General features: G+C 31.0%; 21 protein-coding genes and 2 other annotated features. Of the genes, 8 read left to right on the forward strand and 13 right to left on the reverse strand.

The features are described 5' to 3' along the window. The first annotated feature begins 10 nt into the window (after positions 1-10). The 5 genes from ACWJKS_RS15195 to leuS all read left to right on the forward strand — a co-directional run bounded on the left by ACWJKS_RS15195 (position 11) and on the right by leuS (position 5,654). Positions 11-559, forward strand: a complete 549-nt coding sequence (locus tag ACWJKS_RS15195; protein WP_462959887.1) for a class IV adenylate cyclase — start codon at positions 11-13, stop codon at positions 557-559. Continuing rightward, on the forward strand, positions 559-1,479 hold the full coding sequence (locus ACWJKS_RS15200; protein ID WP_462959888.1) for a DUF5685 family protein: 921 nt from the start codon (positions 559-561) through the stop codon (positions 1,477-1,479). Before ACWJKS_RS15195 ends, ACWJKS_RS15200 begins: the two co-directional genes overlap by 1 nt. Before the next feature lie 124 nt (positions 1,480-1,603). Next, on the forward strand, positions 1,604-2,233 hold the full coding sequence (locus ACWJKS_RS15205; RefSeq protein ID WP_220286203.1) for a J domain-containing protein: 630 nt from the start codon (positions 1,604-1,606) through the stop codon (positions 2,231-2,233). Between the two features lie 26 nt (positions 2,234-2,259). Then, entirely contained in the window at positions 2,260-2,760 is a 501-nt protein-coding gene (locus ACWJKS_RS15210) for a hypothetical protein (protein WP_253198072.1), read from the forward strand. Positions 2,761-2,836: 76 nt separating this feature from the next. Then, positions 2,837-3,098 (forward strand) — a binding site (T-box leader). Positions 3,099-3,194: 96 nt separating this feature from the next. Continuing rightward, positions 3,195-5,654 (forward strand): leucine--tRNA ligase, encoded by a 2,460-nt coding sequence (gene leuS, locus ACWJKS_RS15215; RefSeq protein WP_462959889.1) that lies wholly within the window; start codon positions 3,195-3,197, stop codon positions 5,652-5,654. 87 nt (positions 5,655-5,741) lie between these two features. On the opposite strand, the gene ACWJKS_RS15220 is transcribed toward leuS, so the two are convergent. The 7 genes from ACWJKS_RS15220 to ACWJKS_RS15250 all read right to left on the reverse strand — a co-directional run bounded on the left by ACWJKS_RS15220 (position 5,742) and on the right by ACWJKS_RS15250 (position 13,715). Further along, the gene (locus ACWJKS_RS15220; RefSeq protein ID WP_165413656.1) at positions 5,742-6,533 is read right to left on the reverse strand and encodes a GTP pyrophosphokinase; all 792 of its coding nucleotides are present in this window, start codon (positions 6,531-6,533) and stop codon (positions 5,742-5,744) included. 53 nt (positions 6,534-6,586) lie between these two features. After that, the gene (locus ACWJKS_RS15225; RefSeq protein ID WP_462959890.1) at positions 6,587-7,276 is read right to left on the reverse strand and encodes a metallophosphoesterase; all 690 of its coding nucleotides are present in this window, start codon (positions 7,274-7,276) and stop codon (positions 6,587-6,589) included. A gap of 308 nt (positions 7,277-7,584) precedes the next feature. Further along, positions 7,585-8,805: a tyrosine--tRNA ligase gene (gene tyrS / locus ACWJKS_RS15230; protein WP_462959891.1), complete on the reverse strand. Its 1,221-nt coding sequence runs from the start codon at positions 8,803-8,805 to the stop codon at positions 7,585-7,587. A 209-nt stretch (positions 8,806-9,014) separates the two neighbouring features. Further along, positions 9,015-9,230 (reverse strand) — a binding site (T-box leader). A 188-nt stretch (positions 9,231-9,418) separates the two neighbouring features. Continuing rightward, on the reverse strand, positions 9,419-9,829 hold the full coding sequence (locus ACWJKS_RS15235; protein ID WP_216301864.1) for an ATP-binding protein: 411 nt from the start codon (positions 9,827-9,829) through the stop codon (positions 9,419-9,421). 117 nt (positions 9,830-9,946) lie between these two features. Next, positions 9,947-11,092 (reverse strand): AlbA family DNA-binding domain-containing protein, encoded by a 1,146-nt coding sequence (locus tag ACWJKS_RS15240; RefSeq protein ID WP_216301863.1) that lies wholly within the window; start codon positions 11,090-11,092, stop codon positions 9,947-9,949. Between the two features lie 108 nt (positions 11,093-11,200). After that, positions 11,201-12,316, reverse strand: a complete 1,116-nt coding sequence (locus ACWJKS_RS15245; RefSeq protein WP_462959892.1) for a Ger(x)C family spore germination protein — start codon at positions 12,314-12,316, stop codon at positions 11,201-11,203. Then, positions 12,309-13,715, reverse strand: coding sequence for a spore germination protein (locus ACWJKS_RS15250; RefSeq protein ID WP_462959893.1), 1,407 nt, complete (start codon positions 13,713-13,715; stop codon positions 12,309-12,311). Before ACWJKS_RS15250 ends, ACWJKS_RS15245 begins: the two co-directional genes overlap by 8 nt. Positions 13,716-13,845: 130 nt before the next feature. Between ACWJKS_RS15250 and ACWJKS_RS15255 the strand changes: the two genes are divergently transcribed. Then, positions 13,846-14,925: a GerAB/ArcD/ProY family transporter gene (locus tag ACWJKS_RS15255; RefSeq protein ID WP_462959894.1), complete on the forward strand. Its 1,080-nt coding sequence runs from the start codon at positions 13,846-13,848 to the stop codon at positions 14,923-14,925. A gap of 209 nt (positions 14,926-15,134) precedes the next feature. Here the strand turns inward: ACWJKS_RS15255 and ACWJKS_RS15260 are convergent, their stop codons facing one another. After that, positions 15,135-15,677 (reverse strand): ECF transporter S component, encoded by a 543-nt coding sequence (locus ACWJKS_RS15260; RefSeq protein WP_462952789.1) that lies wholly within the window; start codon positions 15,675-15,677, stop codon positions 15,135-15,137. Between the two features lie 250 nt (positions 15,678-15,927). Between ACWJKS_RS15260 and ACWJKS_RS15265 the strand changes: the two genes are divergently transcribed. Beyond that, on the forward strand, positions 15,928-16,083 hold the full coding sequence (locus ACWJKS_RS15265; RefSeq protein ID WP_216301858.1) for a DUF5670 family protein: 156 nt from the start codon (positions 15,928-15,930) through the stop codon (positions 16,081-16,083). A gap of 63 nt (positions 16,084-16,146) precedes the next feature. On the opposite strand, the gene ACWJKS_RS15270 is transcribed toward ACWJKS_RS15265, so the two are convergent. From ACWJKS_RS15270 to ACWJKS_RS15285, 4 genes are all read right to left on the reverse strand, one after another. Beyond that, positions 16,147-17,748: a peptide chain release factor 3 gene (locus ACWJKS_RS15270; protein ID WP_216301857.1), complete on the reverse strand. Its 1,602-nt coding sequence runs from the start codon at positions 17,746-17,748 to the stop codon at positions 16,147-16,149. A gap of 218 nt (positions 17,749-17,966) precedes the next feature. Beyond that, a complete protein-coding gene (gene trpS, locus ACWJKS_RS15275) occupies positions 17,967-18,962 on the reverse strand; it encodes a tryptophan--tRNA ligase (RefSeq protein ID WP_216301856.1) in 996 nt (331 codons plus the stop codon). A gap of 449 nt (positions 18,963-19,411) precedes the next feature. Then, on the reverse strand, positions 19,412-19,786 hold the full coding sequence (locus tag ACWJKS_RS15280) for a desulfoferrodoxin (protein ID WP_216301855.1): 375 nt from the start codon (positions 19,784-19,786) through the stop codon (positions 19,412-19,414). Positions 19,787-19,943: 157 nt separating this feature from the next. After that, positions 19,944-20,108 carry a hypothetical protein gene (locus ACWJKS_RS15285; protein ID WP_462959895.1) on the reverse strand — a complete coding sequence of 55 codons (165 nt, stop codon included), beginning with the start codon at positions 20,106-20,108 and terminating at the stop codon, positions 19,944-19,946. Positions 20,109-20,168: 60 nt separating this feature from the next. Between ACWJKS_RS15285 and ACWJKS_RS15290 the strand changes: the two genes are divergently transcribed. Beyond that, the gene (locus ACWJKS_RS15290) at positions 20,169-20,384 is read left to right on the forward strand and encodes a hypothetical protein (RefSeq protein ID WP_220319570.1); all 216 of its coding nucleotides are present in this window, start codon (positions 20,169-20,171) and stop codon (positions 20,382-20,384) included. 105 nt (positions 20,385-20,489) lie between these two features. On the opposite strand, the gene ACWJKS_RS15295 is transcribed toward ACWJKS_RS15290, so the two are convergent. After that, positions 20,490-21,908, reverse strand: a complete 1,419-nt coding sequence (locus ACWJKS_RS15295; protein WP_462959617.1) for an IS1182 family transposase — start codon at positions 21,906-21,908, stop codon at positions 20,490-20,492. Positions 21,909-22,039 lie beyond the last annotated feature (131 nt).

Genomic DNA, 22,039 nt, shown 5'->3' on the forward strand with positions numbered 1-22,039 from the left:
AGGAACTACTTTGAGAGAAATAGAACTTAGAATTATAGATATTGATGTACAAGAAATCCGCAAAAAACTATTAAACATAAATGCTATAAAAGTAAAACAAGAAAATCAAATAAATAATATTTATGATTTCTGGGATAAAAGGTTACTAAACGGCAAAGGCTATGCAAGAATACGAACAGTGCATGATGAACTAACAAATTCCACGGTTCATTACATAACCACGAAAAAACTCATAAGCCAAGAAAAGTATAAAATTATGGATGAACACGAATCAGAAATTAAAGATGCAGCTGCTGCCAAGGGTATATTCGAATCCTTAGGTCTAGAGCTTATACAATCTATTAAAAAATATAGAGAAAGCTATAAATACAAAAATACTCTTATTGAAATAGATATAAATGAGAAGACATTTTGTCCTTTTCCTTACATAGAAATTGAAAGCGAGGATGAATTCGAAATTGAGGAAGTTGTGACTTTGCTCGGTTACCGATTAGAGGATACAACGGCTAAAAGCATTTATGAAATATTAAAATCAAAAAAATCATCAAAGGAACTATAATGTTTGGATATGTAACTCCATGTAAAATGGAAATGAAGATAAAAGACTACGAGAAATTCAAAGCTTATTATTGTGGCCTATGTAACTCTATTAAAAATAATTTTGGAAACCTACCAAGGCTTACTTTAAATTATGATATGACTTTCTTGGCAGTACTTTTGGATGCACTTTCAGAGAATAAATACAATTTTATTAAATTCAAATGTATTATGCATCCACTAAAAAAAAGGATTATGATTAATAATAACCAGACAATAGATTATGCCGCCTTTTGTAACATTACTTTAGCCTATTATAAGATAATGGATGATGTTTACGATAATAAAACAATGAAAAGTAAAGTTTTTTCAATGTTTTTAAAAAACTATTTATCAAAATCAGATATAGCATATAATGATGTAATGAATTATACAAAAGAAAAGCTTTTATTACTAAATACCCTCGAAGCGGACCATAAGGATCTATGCATTGATGAGCAGCTATCTATAGATGAGCTTTCTCATGTTTTTGCTGACCTTACAGGCTTTATAATATCATTTTATTATAAGACTGCTTCCTTTAAGGATGATTTATATTGGCTTGGGTATAATTTAGGTAAATGGATATATATTATAGATGCTTATGATGATTTAGAAAAGGATATAAAAAGTGATTCTTTTAATGCTATAAATTCATTGTTTAATACTGATAAATTAGATTTTAAAAGTTTTAGTATATCGATAGCACCCCGAATTGATTTTTTATTATCTACCTGCGCGCAGCAATGTTTAAACTATCTAAATAGATTACCTTTAATAAAAAATGAAGCCATATTATGTAATATACTAGAACTCGGACTCATGGAAAAAATGGATAAGGTTTTTAACGACATTTCAGAAGGAAAGTCTCCCACTTCTATAAGTGGGAGTAACATACCCTAACAAGTAGAAAACTTCAGTGGGGGTATAAATATCCTTCTGAAGTCGTTAATATTACATCACCGCAGGTGATGATTTAATAAAGAATGTAACATTAATAATTTAAAAGGAGTGGAATATAAAGATGATAAATCCCTATGAAGTACTTGGTGTAAGACAAGGCTCATCTAAAGAAGATATTAAAAAAGCCTATAGAGAGCTAGCAAAAAAATATCACCCTGATCAGTATGGTGATAATCCTTTAAAAGATTTAGCAGAAGAAAAAATGCAGGAACTAAATGAAGCCTATGATTCACTTATGAAAAATACTAGTTCTTCAAGTAGCAATGGTTCTTCTAACAGTTACAATTCGTCTAATAATTATGGTTCTAATTCAAATAATGACTATACTAATAACAATATATATCAATCTATAAGAATGGATTTAAATAGCGGAAATATCGCTTCCGCTGAGCAGAAATTAAATTCCATGAATACTAAAACTGCCGAGTGGAATTATTTAACGGGAGTGCTTCACCTCAAAAAAGGCTGGCATGATAGTGCTTATAATTTTATAAGCCGCGCTTGCACGCAAGATCCTAATAATATTGAATATAGACGAAGTTTTAATGAACTAAATTCGCGTACTTCAAATTATAGAGATAACTATTATGGCAAGCGTAACAATGATTTTGGCATGGGTAATCTATGTCTTAACTTGTGGTGTGCAGATAGTATTTGTGAATGTTTAGGCGGAGATCTTATATCCTGTTGCTAATTCTATTAATTTAGGAGATGATTTTTATGAAATCTAATAATATTGCTAAGGGTGGAATATTCGCAGCACTTAGTTTAATATTACTATATCTTTCTTCTATTTTCCCTACAAATAAATTTTTTATGTTAGGCATTGCTTCCTGTATTATTCCACTTTCAATTTTAACTACCGGAATAAAGAATACCATTGTAGTATATAGTGCTGTCTCCTTGCTTAGTTTATTTATTATACCTTCAAAGCTTATAAGCATTGCATATATACTAATTTTTGGTTCCTATGGCTTTGTGAAATATTTTATAGAAAAATTAAGGAGTATGATTTTAGAAATTGTGCTTAAGTTATTGTATTTTAATATAGCCTCCGCTATACTTATATTTATTTATAAATTATTTATATTATCAAAACTTCCTAATATAAATATATATTTAACAATAATTGTTATGGAGTTTGCCTTCATAGTATATGACTATGCGCTTACTGTATTTATATCCTATGCAAATAAAAATCTTGTTATGAAATTTAAGTAAATCACATAGCCTTGACACAAAATTCTATTTAAATTATAATGAATAATAATACAATCTTAAACAAATGATACTATAATAAATTGCTTTTATTAGGAGTAGTAGTATTTATAGCATTTTAAAGAGAGCTGCTGTTGGGTCATTAAGATAAATAATGTCCCATAGGTGTGAAGCAGTAATGATATAATATGAACTTGCCTATGAGCTTATTTTTAAGTAAAATCTTACTTGTAAGTAAAAGCTTACTTGTGAAAACAAGTACGGTTAAAACCGTTATATTCTTAAGTGAGGCGTAATGCCTAATTAGAGTGGTACCGCGGAATATTACTTTCGTCTCTTTGTTGAGATGAGGGTTTTTTTTATTTTCTAATTTAAAACTAAGTGGAAAAGATTAATAATTGTTTTTAACCTATAGATCATAATAAGGAGGAATACTAATGGCAAAATATACTACAACTATCGATGAAAAATGGCAACAAATATGGGAAGAAACTAACCTTTATGAATTTGATGAAAATAAAATTGATAAGAAGTTATATGTACTTGAAATGTTCTCTTATCCATCTGGAAGCCAATTACATGCGGGGCATTGGTTTAACTATGGCCCTGTAGATTCTTGGGCTAGAATGAAGAAAATGCAAGGATACAATGTATTTCAGCCAATGGGCTTTGATGCTTTTGGTCTACCTGCTGAAAACTACGCAATAAAAACAGGAGTGCATCCAAAGGATTCTACGAAGCAAAACATTATTAATATGGAAAAGCAATTAAAAGCTATGGGAGCAATGTTTAATTGGGATCATGAAGTTGTTACATGTCGCCCTGATTATTATAAATGGACTCAATGGTTATTCTTAAAACTATTTGAAAAAGGCCTTGCTTACAGGAAAAAAGCACCTGTAAATTGGTGTCCTAGCTGTAGTACAGTACTTGCAAATGAGCAAGTAGTAGATGGCTTTTGCGAAAGATGTAACACTGAGGTTACTAAAAAGAATTTAACACAATGGTTCTTAAAAATAACTGACTATGCTGATGAACTACTAGAAAAGCTTGATACCTTGGATTGGCCTGAAAAAACCAAATCCATGCAAAAACATTGGATAGGCAAATCTACTGGTGCTGATGTTACTTTTAAAGTAGTTGATTCTGATGTAGACTTTAGTGTATTTACTACAAGAGTAGATACTTTATTCGGTGTTTCATATGTAGTCATAGCCCCTGAAAATGAACTTGTAGATGTCCTCACTAAAAGTGAATATAAAGATGCTGTTGAATCTTATAAATATGATGCTAGAAAACAAACTGATATAGAAAGACAATCTATTACAAGAGATAAAACAGGTGTATTTACTGGTTCTTATGCTATTAATCCTATTAATGGACGCGAGGTTCCAATTTGGGTAGCTGACTATGTTCTAAACACTTATGGAACTGGTGCAGTAATGGCTGTTCCTGCTCATGATGATAGAGACTTCGCATTTGCTACTAAATACAAATTGCCTATTGAAAGAGTAATTATTGGTTTTAAAAGTGTAAATGGAGAGGGCGAAAATCTCCCTTATACTGAACATGGAAAAATGGTAAACAGTCAAGAATTTGATGGTTTATCTACCATCGACGGAAAAAAAGCAATTGTAAAAAAATTAGAAAGTATAAGTCTCGGCTGTGAAAAAGTAAACTTTAGACTTCGTGATTGGTTAGTTTCAAGACAAAGATATTGGGGCGCTCCTATTCCAATAATTCACTGCGAAAAATGTGGGGCTGTTCCTGTACCTGAGGATCAACTTCCTGTAGAACTGCCGTACAACGTAGAATTTGCACCAGACGGAGAATCACCACTTGCTAAATGCGAGGATTTTATGAATGTCCCTTGCCCAGTTTGTGGCGGCGCAGCTCATAGAGAAGCTGATACTTTGGATACATTCGTTTGTTCTTCTTTCTACCAATTTAGGTATGTAGATAACAAAAACAATGAAAAAGCTTTTGATAAAGAGTTAGTAAACAAAATGCTTCCTGTAGACAAATATGTAGGCGGACCTGAACATGCATGTGGTCACTTACTATATTCAAGATTTATAACCAAGGCTCTTCGTGATATGGGGTATTTAGATTTTGATGAACCATTCTTATCTCTTACTCACCAAGGTTTAATTTTAGGACCAGACGGAGTGAAAATGAGTAAATCAAAAGGAAATACTATTTCTCCAGACAAGTACATAAAAGAGTTCGGCGCAGATGTATTTAGAATGTACCTAATGTTTGGTTTTGGTTATATTGATGGTGGAGCTTGGAGTGATGATGGTATAAAAGCTATTGGAAGATTTGTTGATAGAATTGAAAGATCAATCGACACTGGAATCAGCGTTATGTCAAAAGAAGTTAATAACAAAGACTCTCTAGGCATAGAAGAAAAAGAATTAAACTACTGGAGACATTTCGCAATAAAAGGAGTTACTGGAGATACAGAAAAACTTCATTTTAATACTGCTATTGCAAGACTTATGGAGCTTACCAATGCTATATTAAAATATGTTAATGGAGACAATATAAATACTAAATTTTTAAAAGAAGTGCTTGTGGATTACCTTAAGATTTTAGCTCCCTTTACTCCTCACTTTGCGGAAGAGAAGTGGGAAACCTTAGGTATGGGTTACTCTGTATTTAATCAAATTTGGCCTAAATTTGATGAGTTTGCTCTTATAAAAGATGAAGTAGAGCTAGCTATTCAAATCAATGGTAAAATTAAATCCAGAATAACTATATCTCAAGATTTAGATGAAGAAAGTATAAAGAAAATTTCTCTTAAAGATGAAACAGTAATCGCTACCCTAGAAGGTAAAACTGTGCGTAAGGTTATTGTAATTAAAGGACGACTAGTTAATATAGTAGCTTCTTAGTAATAGCTACATACAGTTTTTACAGTTTAAATTCGAATTATTATAAAAGGAGAGTAGAAATTTTTAATTTCTACTCTCCTTTTCAATTTAAACTCCATACATATCTAATGTTTTTTGAGTTGCGCGAAGTAAGCTGCTAATCTCATAAACTTCTCCTTCTTCTATTAGCTTATTTAATTGTTCTCTATACCTAGCTGCATCCGTTGACTTTCCAATCGACGAAAGCACAAGTATATTATTCATTATATCCGACACCAAATTAGATTTTACCTCAAACAATTTTTGTGCATCTTTAATTTCGTCTTTAATTTCTAGCATCTGTTCATCTAATTGAAAAGCAGCATCTGCAGCATTTTTAAGTTTTGCCCTTATATTCTCTGGTATATCATGCTTATATTTATAATTTAGAGAATGCTCTACTGTAGCCCAAAAATTCATTGCCAAGGTCCTAATTTGAAATTCTGCTAGTATTTCGGTTTGACCATCAGCTAAGTTTACAGGATACTTTATAATCATATGATAGCTTCTATATCCACTACCTTTTACATTTGCAACATAGTCTTTTTCATAAACCATCTGCATGTCACGTCTTTCACGAATTAGATTTACCACTTTATCAATATCATCTACAAACTGACACATTATCCTTATGCCTGCAATATCTTCCATTTCATATTCGATTCTATCCAGAGGGATACCGAATTTATTAGCTTTCTCAAGAATACTAGATATTTCTTTAACTCTTCCGGTAACAAACTCTATAGGTGAATACTCATTTTTTCGTCTATATTCTCTTCTTATACTTTTAAATTTTACTTTTAACTCTTCTACACCCTGTTCATAAGGAATTAAAAATCTTTTCCACTCTCTTATTGCCATATACTCAGTCCTTTACATAAAATTTCATATCCACATTGTATTAACTTTTGATACTATTCTAATATTTTTAAAGGATCGAAGTTTAAATAATCACAAGAAGTAACTATATATTCTATGCCTTCTATATTTCCTTCATATAGCCTATTTAAAGATGGTCCATGTAAATGACCATATATGACCTTGCATACATTATATTCTTTTACTATTCTTATAAGTTCAGTTTTCTCAAACTTATCATTAGTAGGTGGATAATGAAGCATTACAATAAATTTATTATAACCCTTTTTCACTGCCTCATCGAGTGAAATTCGAAGCCTTATTAACTCTCTATTATATATTTTTTCATCATGAGTTGTAAATCTCGTATTTCCTGGGCAATTCCATCCCCGTGTTCCGCATATAGCAAAATCTTTATAGTTAAAAAAGTTGTTTTGGATAAAATCCATATCCGCGTAGAGAGAATTAAGCTTCGTGATACCACTCCACCAATAGTCGTGATTTCCCTTTATAAGTATTTTTTTACCTGGAAGCTTATGAATCCATTCTAAATCTTCCACACCATCAGAAATATTCATGGACCATGAAATATCCCCTGCAATTAGTACAGTATCCTCCGTTGAAACTTTGCTAAGCCAATTTTCTTTAATTTTTTCATTATGATTACTCCATTTATCTCCAAATATATCCATGGGTTTATCTGAATTTATAGATAAATGAAGGTCAGATATTGCCCACAACGCCATAATATACCTCCTTATTAATCGTTTAGTTTTTTTCCATTAATTGTCTATATCCATTACATAAGCAATAACCTTAGCTATTGCTACACTCATTAGTGCTCAAAGTTTAACCTTAGTCATTTTTTTAACGTCTCTATGCTATTATACCTTTATATTGATTGTATTAAAACTTCTATCACTAAAAAATTCTCCCCAACTTGCCTTGAACCCTTCTCCAGCTTCAAAAGATATTTTACTAAAATCTTTTTACCACTAAAAGAAAAAAGCAAAGTTAAAATATTAATTTCAACTTCGCCCTTTAAAAAAAATTGCTATTCTATAGTTAAAGAATAGTATTTTTTCTTTCCTTTTTTAATAAGTACACAACCATCTTTAAAATTTTCTTCTAAAAGTGTTGCATTCTTATCTTCAATCCTTTTATCATTAATAGTTAATCCGCCCTGCTCAATTAATCTTCTAGCTTCTGCTTTTGATGGCACCACTTTAGTGTACACCAATATATCCATCAATCCCGCATTCTTCATGTCGCACGGTATAGATACTTTAGGTACGTTACTCATATTAGTTCCACCACCAAATAATGCTTCTGCTGCGGTCTGTGCTTTTACAGCTTCTTCTTCTCCATGAATAAGTTTTGTAACCTCGAAAGCTAAAACTTTTTTAGCTTCATTGATTTTTTCATCTTTTAAAGCACTTAGACGCCTGACTTCATCCATTGGTACAAAAGTAAGTAATGATAAGCATTTTTCTACATCTAAGTCTCCAATGTTTCTAAAATATTGGTAAAAATCATAAGGAGATGTTTTATCTGCATCAAGCCACAGAGCGCCATTTACAGTTTTACCCATTTTAATCCCTTCGCTATTTGTAAGTAGTGTGCAAGTCATTCCATAAGAAGCTTTACTTTCTTTTTTTCTTATTAGCTCTATACCAGCAATTATGTTAGACCATTGATCATCTCCACCTAACTCCATAGTACATCCATATTTTTTATTTAACATTAAAAAATCATATCCTTGCATAAGCATATAGTTAAATTCAAAAAAAGATAAACCTTTTTCTAGTCTCTGTTTAAAACACTCAGCAGCTAACATCTTATTTACTGAGAAATGTACGCCTATATCTCTTATAAAATCTACGTAATTTAAATTTAAAAGCCAGTTTGCATTATTTTCAAGGATTGCTTTACCATCACTAAAATCTATAAGTTTTGAAAGCTGCGATTTTATGCAAGATATATTATGATCAATTTCTTCTTTTGAAAGCATTTTCCTCATATCTGTTTTACCAGATGGATCACCAATCATTGTAGTTCCACCACCAACTAAGGCTATGGGTCTATGCCCTGCTCTTTGCATATGAGCCATAAACATCATAGTAATAAAATGGCCAATATGTAGGCTATCCGCTGTTGGGTCATATCCTATATAAAATGTTACCTTTTCCTGTCCTAATATTTTCTTCATTTCATCCTCGTGAGTAAGTTGTTTTATATACCCTCTCTCTAAAAGCGTATCATATACATTTTCCATAATTTATTCCTCCTTATTTTAACGACATTTCAAAATGAAAGTCTTCCTCTTCTATACTATGGCATCCCAAAGTATAACAAAGAGAAAAGTTCAGTTGAAACCTAAGTCTCCTTTTGAAGTCGATATACTTATCTTCTGCGAAGCTGCGAGCACCGCAGGTAATGATTTAATACTGTGTTATTTTTTGAAATAAAAAAAACGCCTCCTAAGAAAGGGACGAAAAAATTCCGTGGTACCACCCAAATTGATTTAACAATCCGCTCATTCCTTATAACGTAAGGTCAACCCGTCTCAGCTTACTTTTTAAAAGCTTATTTCAGCTTAAAGCTCCAGAATGTATTTCACTATATTCCTTAACTAGTTCACACCTACCACTAGCTCTCTTAATAATTCCTACAGTTACTTTTTTCTTTCATAGCCTTTTAGATATAATTATTCATGTTATTAATTATATATGTGTATTTATAATATATCAAATGATATATTTGCTCGTTATAACTGATTAAAACCCTATATATACTATTTACGTTTATTTTCAACTATTTTCTCCATATACAATAAAAGCAGGGCTGAAAACCCTGCCTTACATTCACGTAAATAATATTCTATCTCTTTATGTGATATAATTCTTTAAAAATTGTGGTGGATTTAAGCATTCGCAACCTATATTCACATAAAATTCCAAGTTATACTTATTAGCTAAAATATCCATTTTAGAAAACAATTGTGCCGTATGCTCAAGTTTATCATCAATAATATTAAATACACCATCAACAAAGATGGTATCAATATCATAATCTCTAGAAAGCATACCGCACAAAAATCCATAAAAATCATCATGACTTTTTAAATTGAACTCATTTATTGCTACAAGTCTCATTTTTGTACTTAATTGCAACGTAGCTTTAGTATCATCATCAATATATACTATGTTTCCTTTAACTTTATCAACGGACTGGTTGGCTAATTTAATTAGAGCTTTAGTTTTACCTGAACCCTTTTTACCACAAAATACATGAATCATGTTAAACGCCTCCTATTTTATCTAATATAACCAGATAATTATTAAATAGGTCTACTCGTACACAATATTTTTATACATATTATATATTATTCGTAATATGTTCACAATATTATAGTTTTAAATAAAGTTCTTAATCCCTGGGAAAATCACCTTAAAAGTATTATCATCTTTTGAATCTACAAATATTACCTTACCATATTTTGAAAAATCTTTTTTCATTCGTGCAAATCCTCTTCCTGATTTTATAAATCTTTTTCTATCATCTAATGCTATTAACTTATCATATATCCACATATTCCTTTTTAAATAATTATGGGTATTAATTTCAGTTGAAAATAATAGGTTACCTGGACTAAATACGCTTACACTGTTATAGCTTACCACTATTTCAATTTCCTTATAAAATATAGTATAATCTCTATAAAGTATTGCGTTTTTTACAGCCTCATACACTGCAGCAATAGGATAATTTACTGGAAATATATTTTTAAAAAATTCTTCTGTCCTATCTAGCATATCTAATAAATTCCCTTGCACAATTATAACCTCATCAAAGTTATCGTTTACCTTATTTACTATCTTTATCATATTATGCGGTAAATAGATACTGTTAATTGAAGAAAATACCAATAATCCCCCTAGTGTTACTACCCTCTTATTATAATCTCTTTCAATAAAAGTTATTCCTGCATTGTCCATAAATCCTAATCTACTGTTATCATTTACTAAAATGCCCTTATTTAAAAAGTATTTATTAATTATATTAAAATCTAAACTACTAATACCACTATTTACAATAGGTATAGTTTCGATATTGAGACTTAGATTTTCTTGTAAACAAGAAATTAATTCTTCTTTTCTCATAGTATCTGTTGTGGAACCTCTCCTAATGTAAAATGCACCATTCTCCCTTAATTGATAGGGCCTTTGACCACCATCATATATAGTTATAATCGCCAAATTTTTGCTTTGAAATGTTACGAAATCTAGCGATACTGGAATAGGCGGTTCACATCTTGAACTTATAATTTGTTGTAACTGTTCTTCTTTAAAGTCACATACCTTAATACCTATGATTTTTTTCGTTTTATCCTCTACTCCAATAACAAGGTATCCTCTTCCTCCACGGGAGTTGGCTATAGCACATATATCTTTAGCTAATTCTCTTTTCCCACTTTCTATTAATATATCAATTCTTTGCTTGAAATCTAATTTTGTACCCTCATCCCTCTTTAACAATATGCTAATTTTTTTGCTATCCATATATTTCACTCCAACCGCGCTATAATGATATATTATGCTTATAGTAGTGCAATGTTTCCAAGTATTATACCTTACAACAAAAGACGATGGAATACCACCGCCTTTTTATTAGAAGTTTTTAACAACCCCTGTGTTCATTATTTTCACTTCAACTTCAACTTTTAGCTCAGTTTTTTTAATAATATCATCATTTTTTATCTTTGGATATTTTGCATGAAATTGCTCCGTTATATCAAAAATATCCATATTTAATGCCTTATATTTTGCAAACAGATTATTGCAGGCTTTCAAAATATTTTCTTCTGACTGCTCCTCAATTTTACTGATATTTTCTTTTGTAAGTGTAATTTCTTTTTGAGCTTCTGCTAAATCCACCTTAACTTTAATTTTCTTTTTCAAATGAACAATATTATTATCATAACTGATTTCTGTCTTAGTTTTACTTTTTAATATTTCTAAAGTAATAAATTTATTAGTATCACAGGGATTAGTTGTTTCTAAAGTACCACCTAAAATAGTGTTCATTAAAAAGTTAAAGCCTAACCCTTCATCTCTTTGTAATACGTTAACCATTTTATCGTCTTTAATTACAGCTCCGCCATTTACTTCTAAAGTCCCCTCTAAACTATCTTTTGGGATATCTATTATGGGTACTACATTTACTTTATCTCCAATTTTTCTTTGATTGTAAAACTCATTTAAACTTAGTTTTACAGCCCTTGAAGATGCTCCAATATTTTCTATAAGTTGCACTACAAATGATCCAATGTATTTATCTTCAGGCATATTTAGCTTCATAAGTTCCTGTGGATCTCCTTGATATACTGTAATATACGGTCTTATAAGAAATTCTTGATCACGATCCATAAAATCTATGAAATTATCAACACCGAATTCTGCAGCCTTTTGAGTAAATATTATGGCACTATTCTGTGTATAGTTTAATTTATAACTAGAAGTAGCATTCATATTTCTGACAGCTTCAAACATTGTTTTTCCTGTTGCTTTAAATAAGATTCTTTGATCCGCTCCTTGAGGTGATGTTCCTCTTACTCCCTTAAACGCTTCAGCATATAATATAGGATTACCGGTATTATCTGCATCTATTACTAATGCAGAAATAAATAAAACCTTATTAATATCCTTATAACTAAAACATGATGTCATAGTAAAACAATTCGTTATTATGCATATTATTACTAATGTTTTTTTATACTTATTCATTATAATCATCCCTATCAAAAATACTATTTGATATCTTGCTAAGATCTTTTCTATATAATATATCCTTAAATTTAAAGCTTTCTAGTGTACCTAAAGGGAATAAATATGGATATCCACAACTCTCTAGTCCCGCCATATGTGAGATAAAAATAAAAAATCCAATGTAAAATCCTGGTAACCCAAGCACTGACGAAAACACAATAATAATTATATTCCATATGGATAGAGCGCCATAAAGCTTAGGCACTAAAAAAGAAGAAATAGATGAAATTGCCACAATTACTATAGTGCTTTGTGAGGCTAAACCTGCTCCCACTGCAGCATCGCCTAAAATTAAAGCTCCAACAATGCTCATTGCCTGGCCTATGAGTTGTGGCAATCTTATTCCTGCCTCCCTAAGTAATTCAAAGAAAAAAGTCATTAGTAGTAGTTCTATAACAGTAGGCAAAGGTACTCCTGCTCTAGCGACTGAGAGTTTTACGGCAAATACCTCTGGGATAAGCGAAAAGTGAAAAGTAGTAATCGCCAAATATACCCCTGACAATAAGGTAGCTGAAAAAAAACTAAACACCCTCATAAGTCTTGATAGATTAGTAAAATACTTATTAGAATAATAATCATCTGGTGTTTGAAAATTATCCACAAAAAAATACGGTGCAGTAATTACAAAGGGGGTTCCATCTACGATTATTGCCACTTTCCCTTCTAAAAGCTTTGATGCTGCCACATCTGGTTTTTCGGTAGTTCCAATTGTGTCAAATGCGGTGTTCTTATTTTTTAATTCTTCCTCAATGTAATTTGTGTCTAAAATAAACTCTAATTTTATATTGGTCACCTTTTTCCTTATATAATCAACAAGTTTCTTCGGGGCCACACCTTCTATGTAGCATATTACTGCCACCGTATTAGATTTGCTCCCTAAAATTATCGGCTCAAATTTCAAATTTGAATTTTTTATTTTACGCCTAATCATTGATACATTATCTACAAAAGCTTCCGTGAATCCTTCCCTTGGTCCTTTAATTACATTTTCTGTAGAAGGCTCTCCCACACTCCGCCTCACATATCCCTTGGCCTCACAATAAATTGATTTATTTGCAAAAGAAAATATAAGCACCAAGTCTCCAGATAAAATGTGATCTATAGCCTCCTTATTACTATTAATATCTCCAATGCTATTAGCTGGTAATACTTCTTTTTTTATATACTCTAAATCTACAGTTGTAATTTTATGTTGTATTAGAGGGTTAAATATATATTCACTAATAAATTTAGAATCACATAAATCATCAATAAATACGCCGAATATTATTCCCATATCAGTCTCTATCTCTCTATATTTGATATCGTAGCTATTTTTTAATTTTTCTTTAATATAATCTATATTTATTTTTTCCATTTTAATCACCCAACTTATTATTTGTAATAATTAAGTTTAATATTCTCAAATTGGGAAATAATACAACTATATTGCAAATTTTATTACAATGCAATTTAGAATCAAAACAAGGAGGAGACAAGAAAACAAAATGGATAAGCTAAATACAAAACATTTAATGTTCATAATTTGGGGAACCTCCATTGTAGCAATGAAAACTTACCCCAATGTATTCATTATAAATGGAGGTAGAGATTCCTGGATTTCCGTCACTATTGCTTCTATTATTTTATTATTTTATTTTATTTATTTGATTTTTGTTTGTAAAAAAGGCAATTGCTATGATATGGACAAAATATACCATAAAGCCTTAGGTAAAACCATGGGAGACATCTTTTTAATTTTATTTATCATAACTTTAATTGTCAGCTTAATAGAGAGTTGCTCTGTAGAATCAAATGCCTTGCATCTAAATCTGCTTTCAGATACTCCTCCTTGGTTTTTTCTCTTGTTTATAATAATACCCGCCGTTTATATTACAAAGAAGGGTACTAGAGCGATAACTATAGTTACTATTTTAGTTATTTGTCTTACTATGATAGCTGGGATAAACCTAGCAATTCTTACAGCTAAATATAAAAAGTTTAGTCACCTACTTCCTATAATGGCGGATGGCGTCACTCCCTCTTTTATTTTATCTATAATAAAGGCCCTTGGATGTTACGGTAGTATAGCTGTTTGTATCCCATTTTTTTCTAGGGTAACTAATAAGTCAAAAATCACAAAGCATTGCGTTATTGCAATATTAATAGTAATACAAATGGAGATTTTCGCAAACATAGGCGTTTTAAGTACCTTTGGCGTAGTTAGAGCCTTGGAGATTAACTATCCTAAACTCATACAAACTCAGTTAGTTGATTATTTCGGGTTTATAGAAGGAGGGGAGTTTTATGTAATGCTTCAAATGGTAGGCGGTTGGTTTATAAAATATGTATTAGAGCTAACCGCTATCATGATTTTATTAAAAAAGCTTTCCTTCTCTAATAAATATTGGATATATATTATTACTTTATTTGTATTCATAATCTCCTATTTCATTTCCGCAAAAGTAGTATTATTGTATAAATTTTTAAATCTTTACGTCTATTTTTCTGTAATAGGCTTTATGTTAATACCAACAATAATTTTCACTGTATTTTACTTTAAAAGTAAAAAAAGCGCTAGAAACTAAAAAAAGTATATATTACTATTAATGCATTCACTTCGCTAGGAACTACTAATTTTATTTTTAATTAATCTGCTGAAAAACATAAATTCGCTAGCGCTCAAGCATATGTTTTTCTTAACGCATCTTAATTAAAACTAAAATAGGAAGTTCTAAAGCTTGCTTCAATACATTATACGTAATATATACTTTTTTTGCGCATAAAATATCTTATATTATCTATTAATTTTGCTTTTTAAAGCTGTTATTAAAGGTAATGCTAAAGCAATACCTCCTACTACTTGAAAAACATTAGTAGGTATGTCCTTTAAAGAAATAATTAAGGCTTGTTTAAGTGCAAATTCCTTAGAAATAAAAGTTAGTATAATAGCTCCCCCTAAATAATACATCGCAATCATCCAAATCCCTGCTACTACAAAAGCAAAGATATTATTTGAAAATTTATTTCCATTATAATTTTTTCTATAGGCAATTGTTCCAGCAATATACCCCATTGTACCTTTAATAATGAGTGTAAATGGTGCCCACATGGTATATCCATTTAATAAATCAAATAAACACATACCAACAGCAGAGGATATTGCTGCTTTTTTTCTTCCAAATAATATAGCTGATAAAAAAATCATACTATCTCCTAAATGAAGTACACCCATAAAAGTAGGTATATGTATAACCGAAGCAGCTATAAACGTAATCGCCGCCATTAGACTAATTTGTACTATGTCAATAGTTTTAATTGGTGATATTCTATTTTCCATGTTTATCCCCCCTAAAATTAAATCTTTAATATATCCTTAAGCGTCTTTCTAACATCATTATATACAACATTTATCATCTTTTCAAATGTATGCATACACTTTACACAAATATATTGCATATACTTTGCTAAAATAATAAATACTATATATAAGCCACTTTAGTAGATAACGCTACTTTAGTAGATAACGCCACTCTTATGGGTTTTTAATCTTATATTAAATTGTAATTTTAATAAGTGGAGGTGGAAATATGACCTTTTTACGTTGGTTAGGTGGATTTGTAGTGTTATTTTGGTTAATGGGAGTTCTTTTCAGCATAGGTGGAAGTTTAATTAATATCCTGCTAGTAGTTGCTGCGATTGTATTTGTAATTGATGTTCTATCTAGCAAAAAAAGAAACATGTAAAAACCTTCTAAACGTGAAAAAATCTCTTGAAATTAATTCAAGAGATTTTTCTTTATTTTTTATTTAGTCCTTATCTTTACCAATGTCTGATAAAATCAAGCCTTTATTATGCTCTGTCGCCCAGCTAATACCCCACTCATTTTGGAATACTAATAGGTTTCTGTCCTTAAGGTCTTTAACTATCCTAGCATCACTAGTCAAGTTGAGTTTTTCTTTATCTATATCTATATTACACTTTTCAATCCATCTTATATGTTTAAATGCTAACCTTTCTATCTTAATATCTACATTATATTCATTTTTAAGTCTGAACTCTAATACTTCAAACTGAAGTACTCCTACAACCCCAACTATGATTTGTTCAATCCCTATATGAAGTTCCTTAAATACTTGGATTGCACCTTCTTGAGCTATTTGTGTAACGCCCTTTATAAATTGCTTTCTCTTCATGGTATCAACAGTTCTCACCCTTGCAAAATGTTCTGGCGCAAAAGTTGGTATTCCTTCGAACTCAAATTTATTTGAAGAAGAACATATGGTGTCTCCTATGCTAAATATACCTGGATCAAAAACTCCAATAATATCTCCTGCATAAGCCGTGTCCACTATTTCTCTCTCTTGTGCTAAAAATTGTTGAGGTTGTGCTAATTTTATTTTATTACCGCCTTGTACATGATAAACATCCATGCCCTTTTGGAACTCTCCAGAACAAATTCTCATAAACGCCATCCTATCCCGGTGAGCTTTATTCATATTAGCCTGAATTTTAAATACAAAGGCAGAAAAGCCCTTACTAAAAACATCAATTTTCCCTATACTTGAATTTCTTGGTAACGGCGCTGAAGTTAATTGTAAAAAGTTATCTAAAAAAGGCTCAACCCCAAAATTAGTTGAAGCACTTCCAAAGAACACCGGAGTAAGTTCTCCTTTAGCAACTTTGTCCAAATCAAATTCATCCCCTGCTACATCTAAAAGCTCCATATCTTCCATAAGCTTTTCATATAATGTTTCACCAATAAGTTCGATTGCCTTTTCATCGTTAATACTTATTTTTGTCTCTTTAGCTTCTATTTGGCCATGCTTTCCATCATCAAAAACAATGATTTCCTTTGTACGTCGATCATAAACCCCTTTGAAATCTACCCCACAACCTATAGGCCAATTTATTGGATAAGATCTAATTCCAAATTCATTTTCTATTTCTTCCATAAGTTCAAATATATCTCTAGTTTCTCTATCCATCTTATTAATAAATGTAAAAATAGGTATTTCTCTAATGCTACAAACATGAAATAGCTTTCTTGTTTGTTCCTCGACCCCTTTTGCACCATCAATAATCATTACAGCACTATCCGCTGCCATGAGGGTTCTGTAAGTATCTTCACTAAAGTCTTGGTGACCTGGTGTATCAAGTATATTTATACAAAAATTATTATAATCAAATTGCATAACTGAAGATGTAACAGAAATACCTCTTTGTTTCTCTATTTCCATCCAGTCAGAAACTGCATGTTTAGAGGCTTTTCTAGCTTTAACTGAACCTGCAAGCCTTATTGCGCCCCCATATAATAATAATTTTTCCGTCAGTGTAGTTTTACCAGCATCCGGATGGGAAATTATAGCAAATGTTCTTCTTTTTTCAATCTCTTTTATGTAATCCGCCAAGGTCATCACGCTCCTTTTATTTTTTTACATGCACATATATATATTCTTACAACCACTCTCTGAACTGCTAGTGGTTCTAAATTTCACTTTTCATTTCTCTACCTATCAATTCTAGCTTTAATCAAGAAATCTGTCAACTAAGGTTGTACTACCCGCTGTGAGCTATATATTATAGTATGAAGTTTCTTATTACAATTCCACCTGGAGAATTTTATACTTTATCTTGGTATAAATCCTATTTTCTTTTGCATTTTCCTTAGTGTCTTATTAGCCACATAGTTAGCTTTTTCCGAACCCTTTTTATAAATTTCTTCTAAATAAGCTTTTTTCCCTATGTATTCCTTAATCTTTATCTGTATAGGTTCAAGTTCTGCAACTATTGCTTCTGCTACATCTTTTTTAAATTGAGCATAACCTAATCCTTCATATTTTTCTTCTATTTCACCTATAGAAATACCAGTTATAGCCATTAATATAGTCATTAAGTTCTTAACGCCTAATTGTTCGTCGTTATACTTAACAACCCCTAAGCTATCTGTAACTGATCTGTTTACTTTCTTTCTTATAACTTCCGGTGGGTCCATTATTAAAATGAATCCATTAACATTCTCTCCTGATTTAGACATTTTTTTAGTTGGTTCTTGTAGATCCATTACCTTAGCCCCCGATTTACCTATATATGGTTCAGGTATTACAAAGGTATCACTATAGGTTTTATTGAATCTTTCAGCTATATCCCTGGCAATTTCAAGATGCTGAGTTTGATCTTTTCCTACAGGCACTAAATTAGTTTGATATAATAAAATATCTGATGCCATTAGCACCGGATATGTCAATAATCCTGCTCCTACACTCTCACTGTTTTTAGATTTTTCTTTGTATTGAGTCATTCTGCTTAATTCTCCCATGTAAGTAGAACAAGTTAAAAGCCAAGCAGCTTCACTATGTGCGGATACATGTGATTGAATAAACATAGTATTTTTCTCTGGATCAATACCTGAAGCTATGTAAATAGCCAACATTTCTAAGGTTCTTCTTCTCAAGTCCTTTGGTTCTTGCTTTACTGTAATCGCGTGTAAATCCACCACACAAAAATAGCATTCATATTCTTCTTGTAATTTAACCCAGTTTTTTATAGCTCCTAAATAATTTCCTAGTGTTAAGTCGCCCGAAGGTTGAATCCCACTAAATATTACCTTTTTATTTTCTTCCAAAATAATCATCTCCTATAATAATAATAATAATAATAATAATAATATATTGATCCGAATGCTAATTCTTGTTCATATGCTTTCTAATCAATATCTTATTTTTTCATTATTCTAAATGTGCTAAATACAAAAAAAGCCCTATGGATAAATCCATAGGGCGTATATACACGGTACCACCTAACACTTACAAGCTACATTAAAGCTTCTACTTAAACAGATACACTTGTATATCCTACCTTTATAACGTAAGGCTTACGTCAAGGACTACTGCATTTCATCCCGAGTCTTAGAGATCCATTCAATTTAAACATAGTTATCGTAATTCCACCATCAACGACTCTCTGTGAATCTGTTTTTAAATTTACTTACTTCTCATCAAAGACTATAACATTATAAGTTATTTAAATTATATTATGCCTATTCACTTAAATTGTCAATAATAATTTTAAATTTTATGCTTTCCAAAGTCCGTGTAAATTACAGTATTCTCTTACGAATACCACTTTTTCTTCTAACTTAAATTCTGCTTCTGGTTTATCACCTAGTTTTAAGTATTTTCTGTACACCTTATTTTCTGTGTGTACTTCAATAAATTCAATATGATGTTCTTCAAGCATTGGGTGCTCAACTGCTCCAACCTTAACCCTAATTCCACCTTCTATTTTTTCAATTACGGGAACATGTTTTTCAGCTGCTGCATCCTGAGTATTTTCTACTTTAAGTGTCATTGGTTTTCCACAACATACTAAAGTTCCGCCAGCGTTATGAACAACTTCAACTATATTTCCACATACATCGCATTTGTAAATTTGTCTTAATTCAGTCATTTTTATTCCTCCTTTAAATTTGAAAATCTATAAAATACTTATTATATTTTTTCAATTTATAACCGTTATCTATTGATAGTAATTAGATATATATTATTCTACATTTGTTTGAAAATTACCTCTTTTTTTTGAATTTTATTTACATATGTATTTTATGCTAATTCAATTCATTATATGCACCAATATGATTTAACGACATTTCAGAAGAAAAGCCTCCTATTTCTATAAGTGGGAGTATAATTCGCCTTCTGAAGTCGTCAATGCATCTTCTGTGAAGATGTTTCAGCTCCGCAGGAGATGATTTAACTAATATTACCTTCATTTTTTTCTCTCTTTCGTGGAATACTATATAATACAATATAATATAAAAGGAGGTATGAACATGGCTAAGGACCTTAAGAAGCAAACAAAAGTATATGCACCCTACGATAGAGATTTTTATGAATTAGAAGAGAAGGAGATAAGATCTTACTCTGAAAATGATTCTACTATGCTACCAAACCCAGTAACTGATCCTATAGTTTCTATGAATATATCCAATGTTGAATTTGACTATACCTATAATGGTGGCCAAGAAATTCCAGATACAGAAGACTAACTTGTTTTAAAGCTATAAAAACAGATGACTTCTTATTAGAAGTCATCTCAGGTTGTTTACAAACCCAGTATAATTTTTTTATTATACTGGGTTTTTTACATGCAATTATGCGATAGCATTTTGAGTTATGGATAAATTTAAAATAACAACTATCTTCTTAGTTAGAAAATCAAAAAACAGTAAAGATAGCAGGCTAGCTATCTTTTTCATATTCTGCACTGCTGCTGTAAGCAGACACTGCTCTTGCACATTTTCTAATCCACGCATATGGCAATAGCGAAGCCCATGCAGTTGTTTTGAATCTGCGAAGCTTCGCTCTATAGTTTCTTTTCTTCTTCTATATATATTTCTGCCTTTATCTGTTCTGGTGAACTTTACAACATCTTCTTTATACGTTTCCCAAACATGTCTTCTAATAGTTTTAAACTTGCTTTTTGCAGAAAAGCATTGAGCTCTATTTGGACATATCTCGCAATATTTTGCATTACCAACATATTCTTTATATCCTTCTCTTGTTGTCGTTTTATAATGTAAAGCCCTTAAGTCAGGGCATACGTAAATGTCCTGCTCTTTAACATATTGGAATTTATTTTTTGTGTACATTCCTTTTGTATGTGGAGACCTACGGTATCCCATTACAGATTTTAATTCCCTCTCATATAGTTCTTTACATATAAGATTTGTAGCATAACCAGCATCTGCACCAACATATTTTGTATTAAAATTAAACTTTTTTATTTGCACATCTAATCTATCGATATAAGGATCAACATCATTTATGTTTCCAGGAGTAACATACACATCAGTAATTATATTATGTCTGCTATCGACAGTTCTGTGATCTAAATATGAGAAGCCTTCCGGCTTGCCATCTCTCATCATATATCCACTGTCGGGGTCGGTTGTGCTAACTTTAGTTTCTTTTATTTTGGTAACAGGTTCTTTTTCTTTTAAAGGTTTTTTACCATGGTTTATTCTATCTTCTTCCACTGCTTTATTAAGTTCAGATACATATTCTTTCGGCGTTTTTTCAACTTCAATTTTCACAAGCTTTCGCTTATTAGCATTTGCTTTTAGGTGTGTAGAATCTGTGTAAAGTATTTTACCGGTTACCATCTTAAGATTTATAGCCTTAAATACTACTTCGTCAAATATTTTTTGAAACACATCTGTACCTTTAAACCGTCTACGTCTATTTTGGCTAATTGTTGAATGATCTGGAATAGGATCAGTAAGACTTAGTCCCAGAAACCATCTATAAGCCACATTTACTTCAATGTCCTTTACAAGTTGTCGTTCAGATTTTATTCCAAATAGGTACCCAATAAACAGCATTTTAAAAAGTATAACAGGATCTACGCCAGGTCTTCCATTATCTAAGCAGTAATATTTTTTAGTCAGTTCTCTTATAAAAGAGAAATCCATGTATTTATCTATATTTCTCAGAATATGGTCTTTAGGAACTAAATCTTCCAAATACACCATTTCTAGTTTTTGTTGTGTGAAGTTCTTTTCATTAATCATAATAATGCCCTCCGAATTATAAAGTTTGTATACTATATATATTCGACATCGATGTCCTAAAATCCTTTTTGAATATGAAAAAAACACTCCAATTTTAAATTAGAGTGTTTTACATTTTATGTTTGTCAACG

This window comes from Clostridium sp. CM038 (assembly GCF_055081105.1).

What these genes read in the sequence shown, in the direction of transcription:
- ACWJKS_RS15250 (WP_462959893.1), bottom strand. Translation starts at nt 13,715, where the DNA reads ATGGAAAAAATAAATATAGATTATATTAAAGAAAAATTAAAAAATAGC.
- ACWJKS_RS15280 (WP_216301855.1), bottom strand. Translation starts at nt 19,786, where the DNA reads ATGACTGAATTAAGACAAATTTACAAATGCGATGTATGTGGAAATATA.
- ACWJKS_RS15235 (WP_216301864.1), bottom strand. Translation starts at nt 9,829, where the DNA reads ATGATTCATGTATTTTGTGGTAAAAAGGGTTCAGGTAAAACTAAAGCT.
- ACWJKS_RS15225 (WP_462959890.1), bottom strand. Translation starts at nt 7,276, where the DNA reads ATGGCGTTGTGGGCAATATCTGACCTTCATTTATCTATAAATTCAGAT.
- ACWJKS_RS15265 (WP_216301858.1), top strand. Translation starts at nt 15,928, where the DNA reads ATGACCTTTTTACGTTGGTTAGGTGGATTTGTAGTGTTATTTTGGTTA.
- ACWJKS_RS15200 (WP_462959888.1), top strand. Translation starts at nt 559, where the DNA reads ATGTTTGGATATGTAACTCCATGTAAAATGGAAATGAAGATAAAAGAC.
- ACWJKS_RS15210 (WP_253198072.1), top strand. Translation starts at nt 2,260, where the DNA reads ATGAAATCTAATAATATTGCTAAGGGTGGAATATTCGCAGCACTTAGT.
- ACWJKS_RS15295 (WP_462959617.1), bottom strand. Translation starts at nt 21,908, where the DNA reads ATGATTAATGAAAAGAACTTCACACAACAAAAACTAGAAATGGTGTAT.
- ACWJKS_RS15245 (WP_462959892.1), bottom strand. Translation starts at nt 12,316, where the DNA reads ATGAATAAGTATAAAAAAACATTAGTAATAATATGCATAATAACGAAT.
- ACWJKS_RS15240 (WP_216301863.1), bottom strand. Translation starts at nt 11,092, where the DNA reads ATGGATAGCAAAAAAATTAGCATATTGTTAAAGAGGGATGAGGGTACA.
- ACWJKS_RS15285 (WP_462959895.1), bottom strand. Translation starts at nt 20,108, where the DNA reads ATGAAGGTAATATTAGTTAAATCATCTCCTGCGGAGCTGAAACATCTT.
- tyrS (WP_462959891.1), bottom strand. Translation starts at nt 8,805, where the DNA reads ATGGAAAATGTATATGATACGCTTTTAGAGAGAGGGTATATAAAACAA.
- leuS (WP_462959889.1), top strand. Translation starts at nt 3,195, where the DNA reads ATGGCAAAATATACTACAACTATCGATGAAAAATGGCAACAAATATGG.
- ACWJKS_RS15290 (WP_220319570.1), top strand. Translation starts at nt 20,169, where the DNA reads ATGGCTAAGGACCTTAAGAAGCAAACAAAAGTATATGCACCCTACGAT.
- ACWJKS_RS15220 (WP_165413656.1), bottom strand. Translation starts at nt 6,533, where the DNA reads ATGGCAATAAGAGAGTGGAAAAGATTTTTAATTCCTTATGAACAGGGT.
- ACWJKS_RS15255 (WP_462959894.1), top strand. Translation starts at nt 13,846, where the DNA reads ATGGATAAGCTAAATACAAAACATTTAATGTTCATAATTTGGGGAACC.
- ACWJKS_RS15260 (WP_462952789.1), bottom strand. Translation starts at nt 15,677, where the DNA reads ATGGAAAATAGAATATCACCAATTAAAACTATTGACATAGTACAAATT.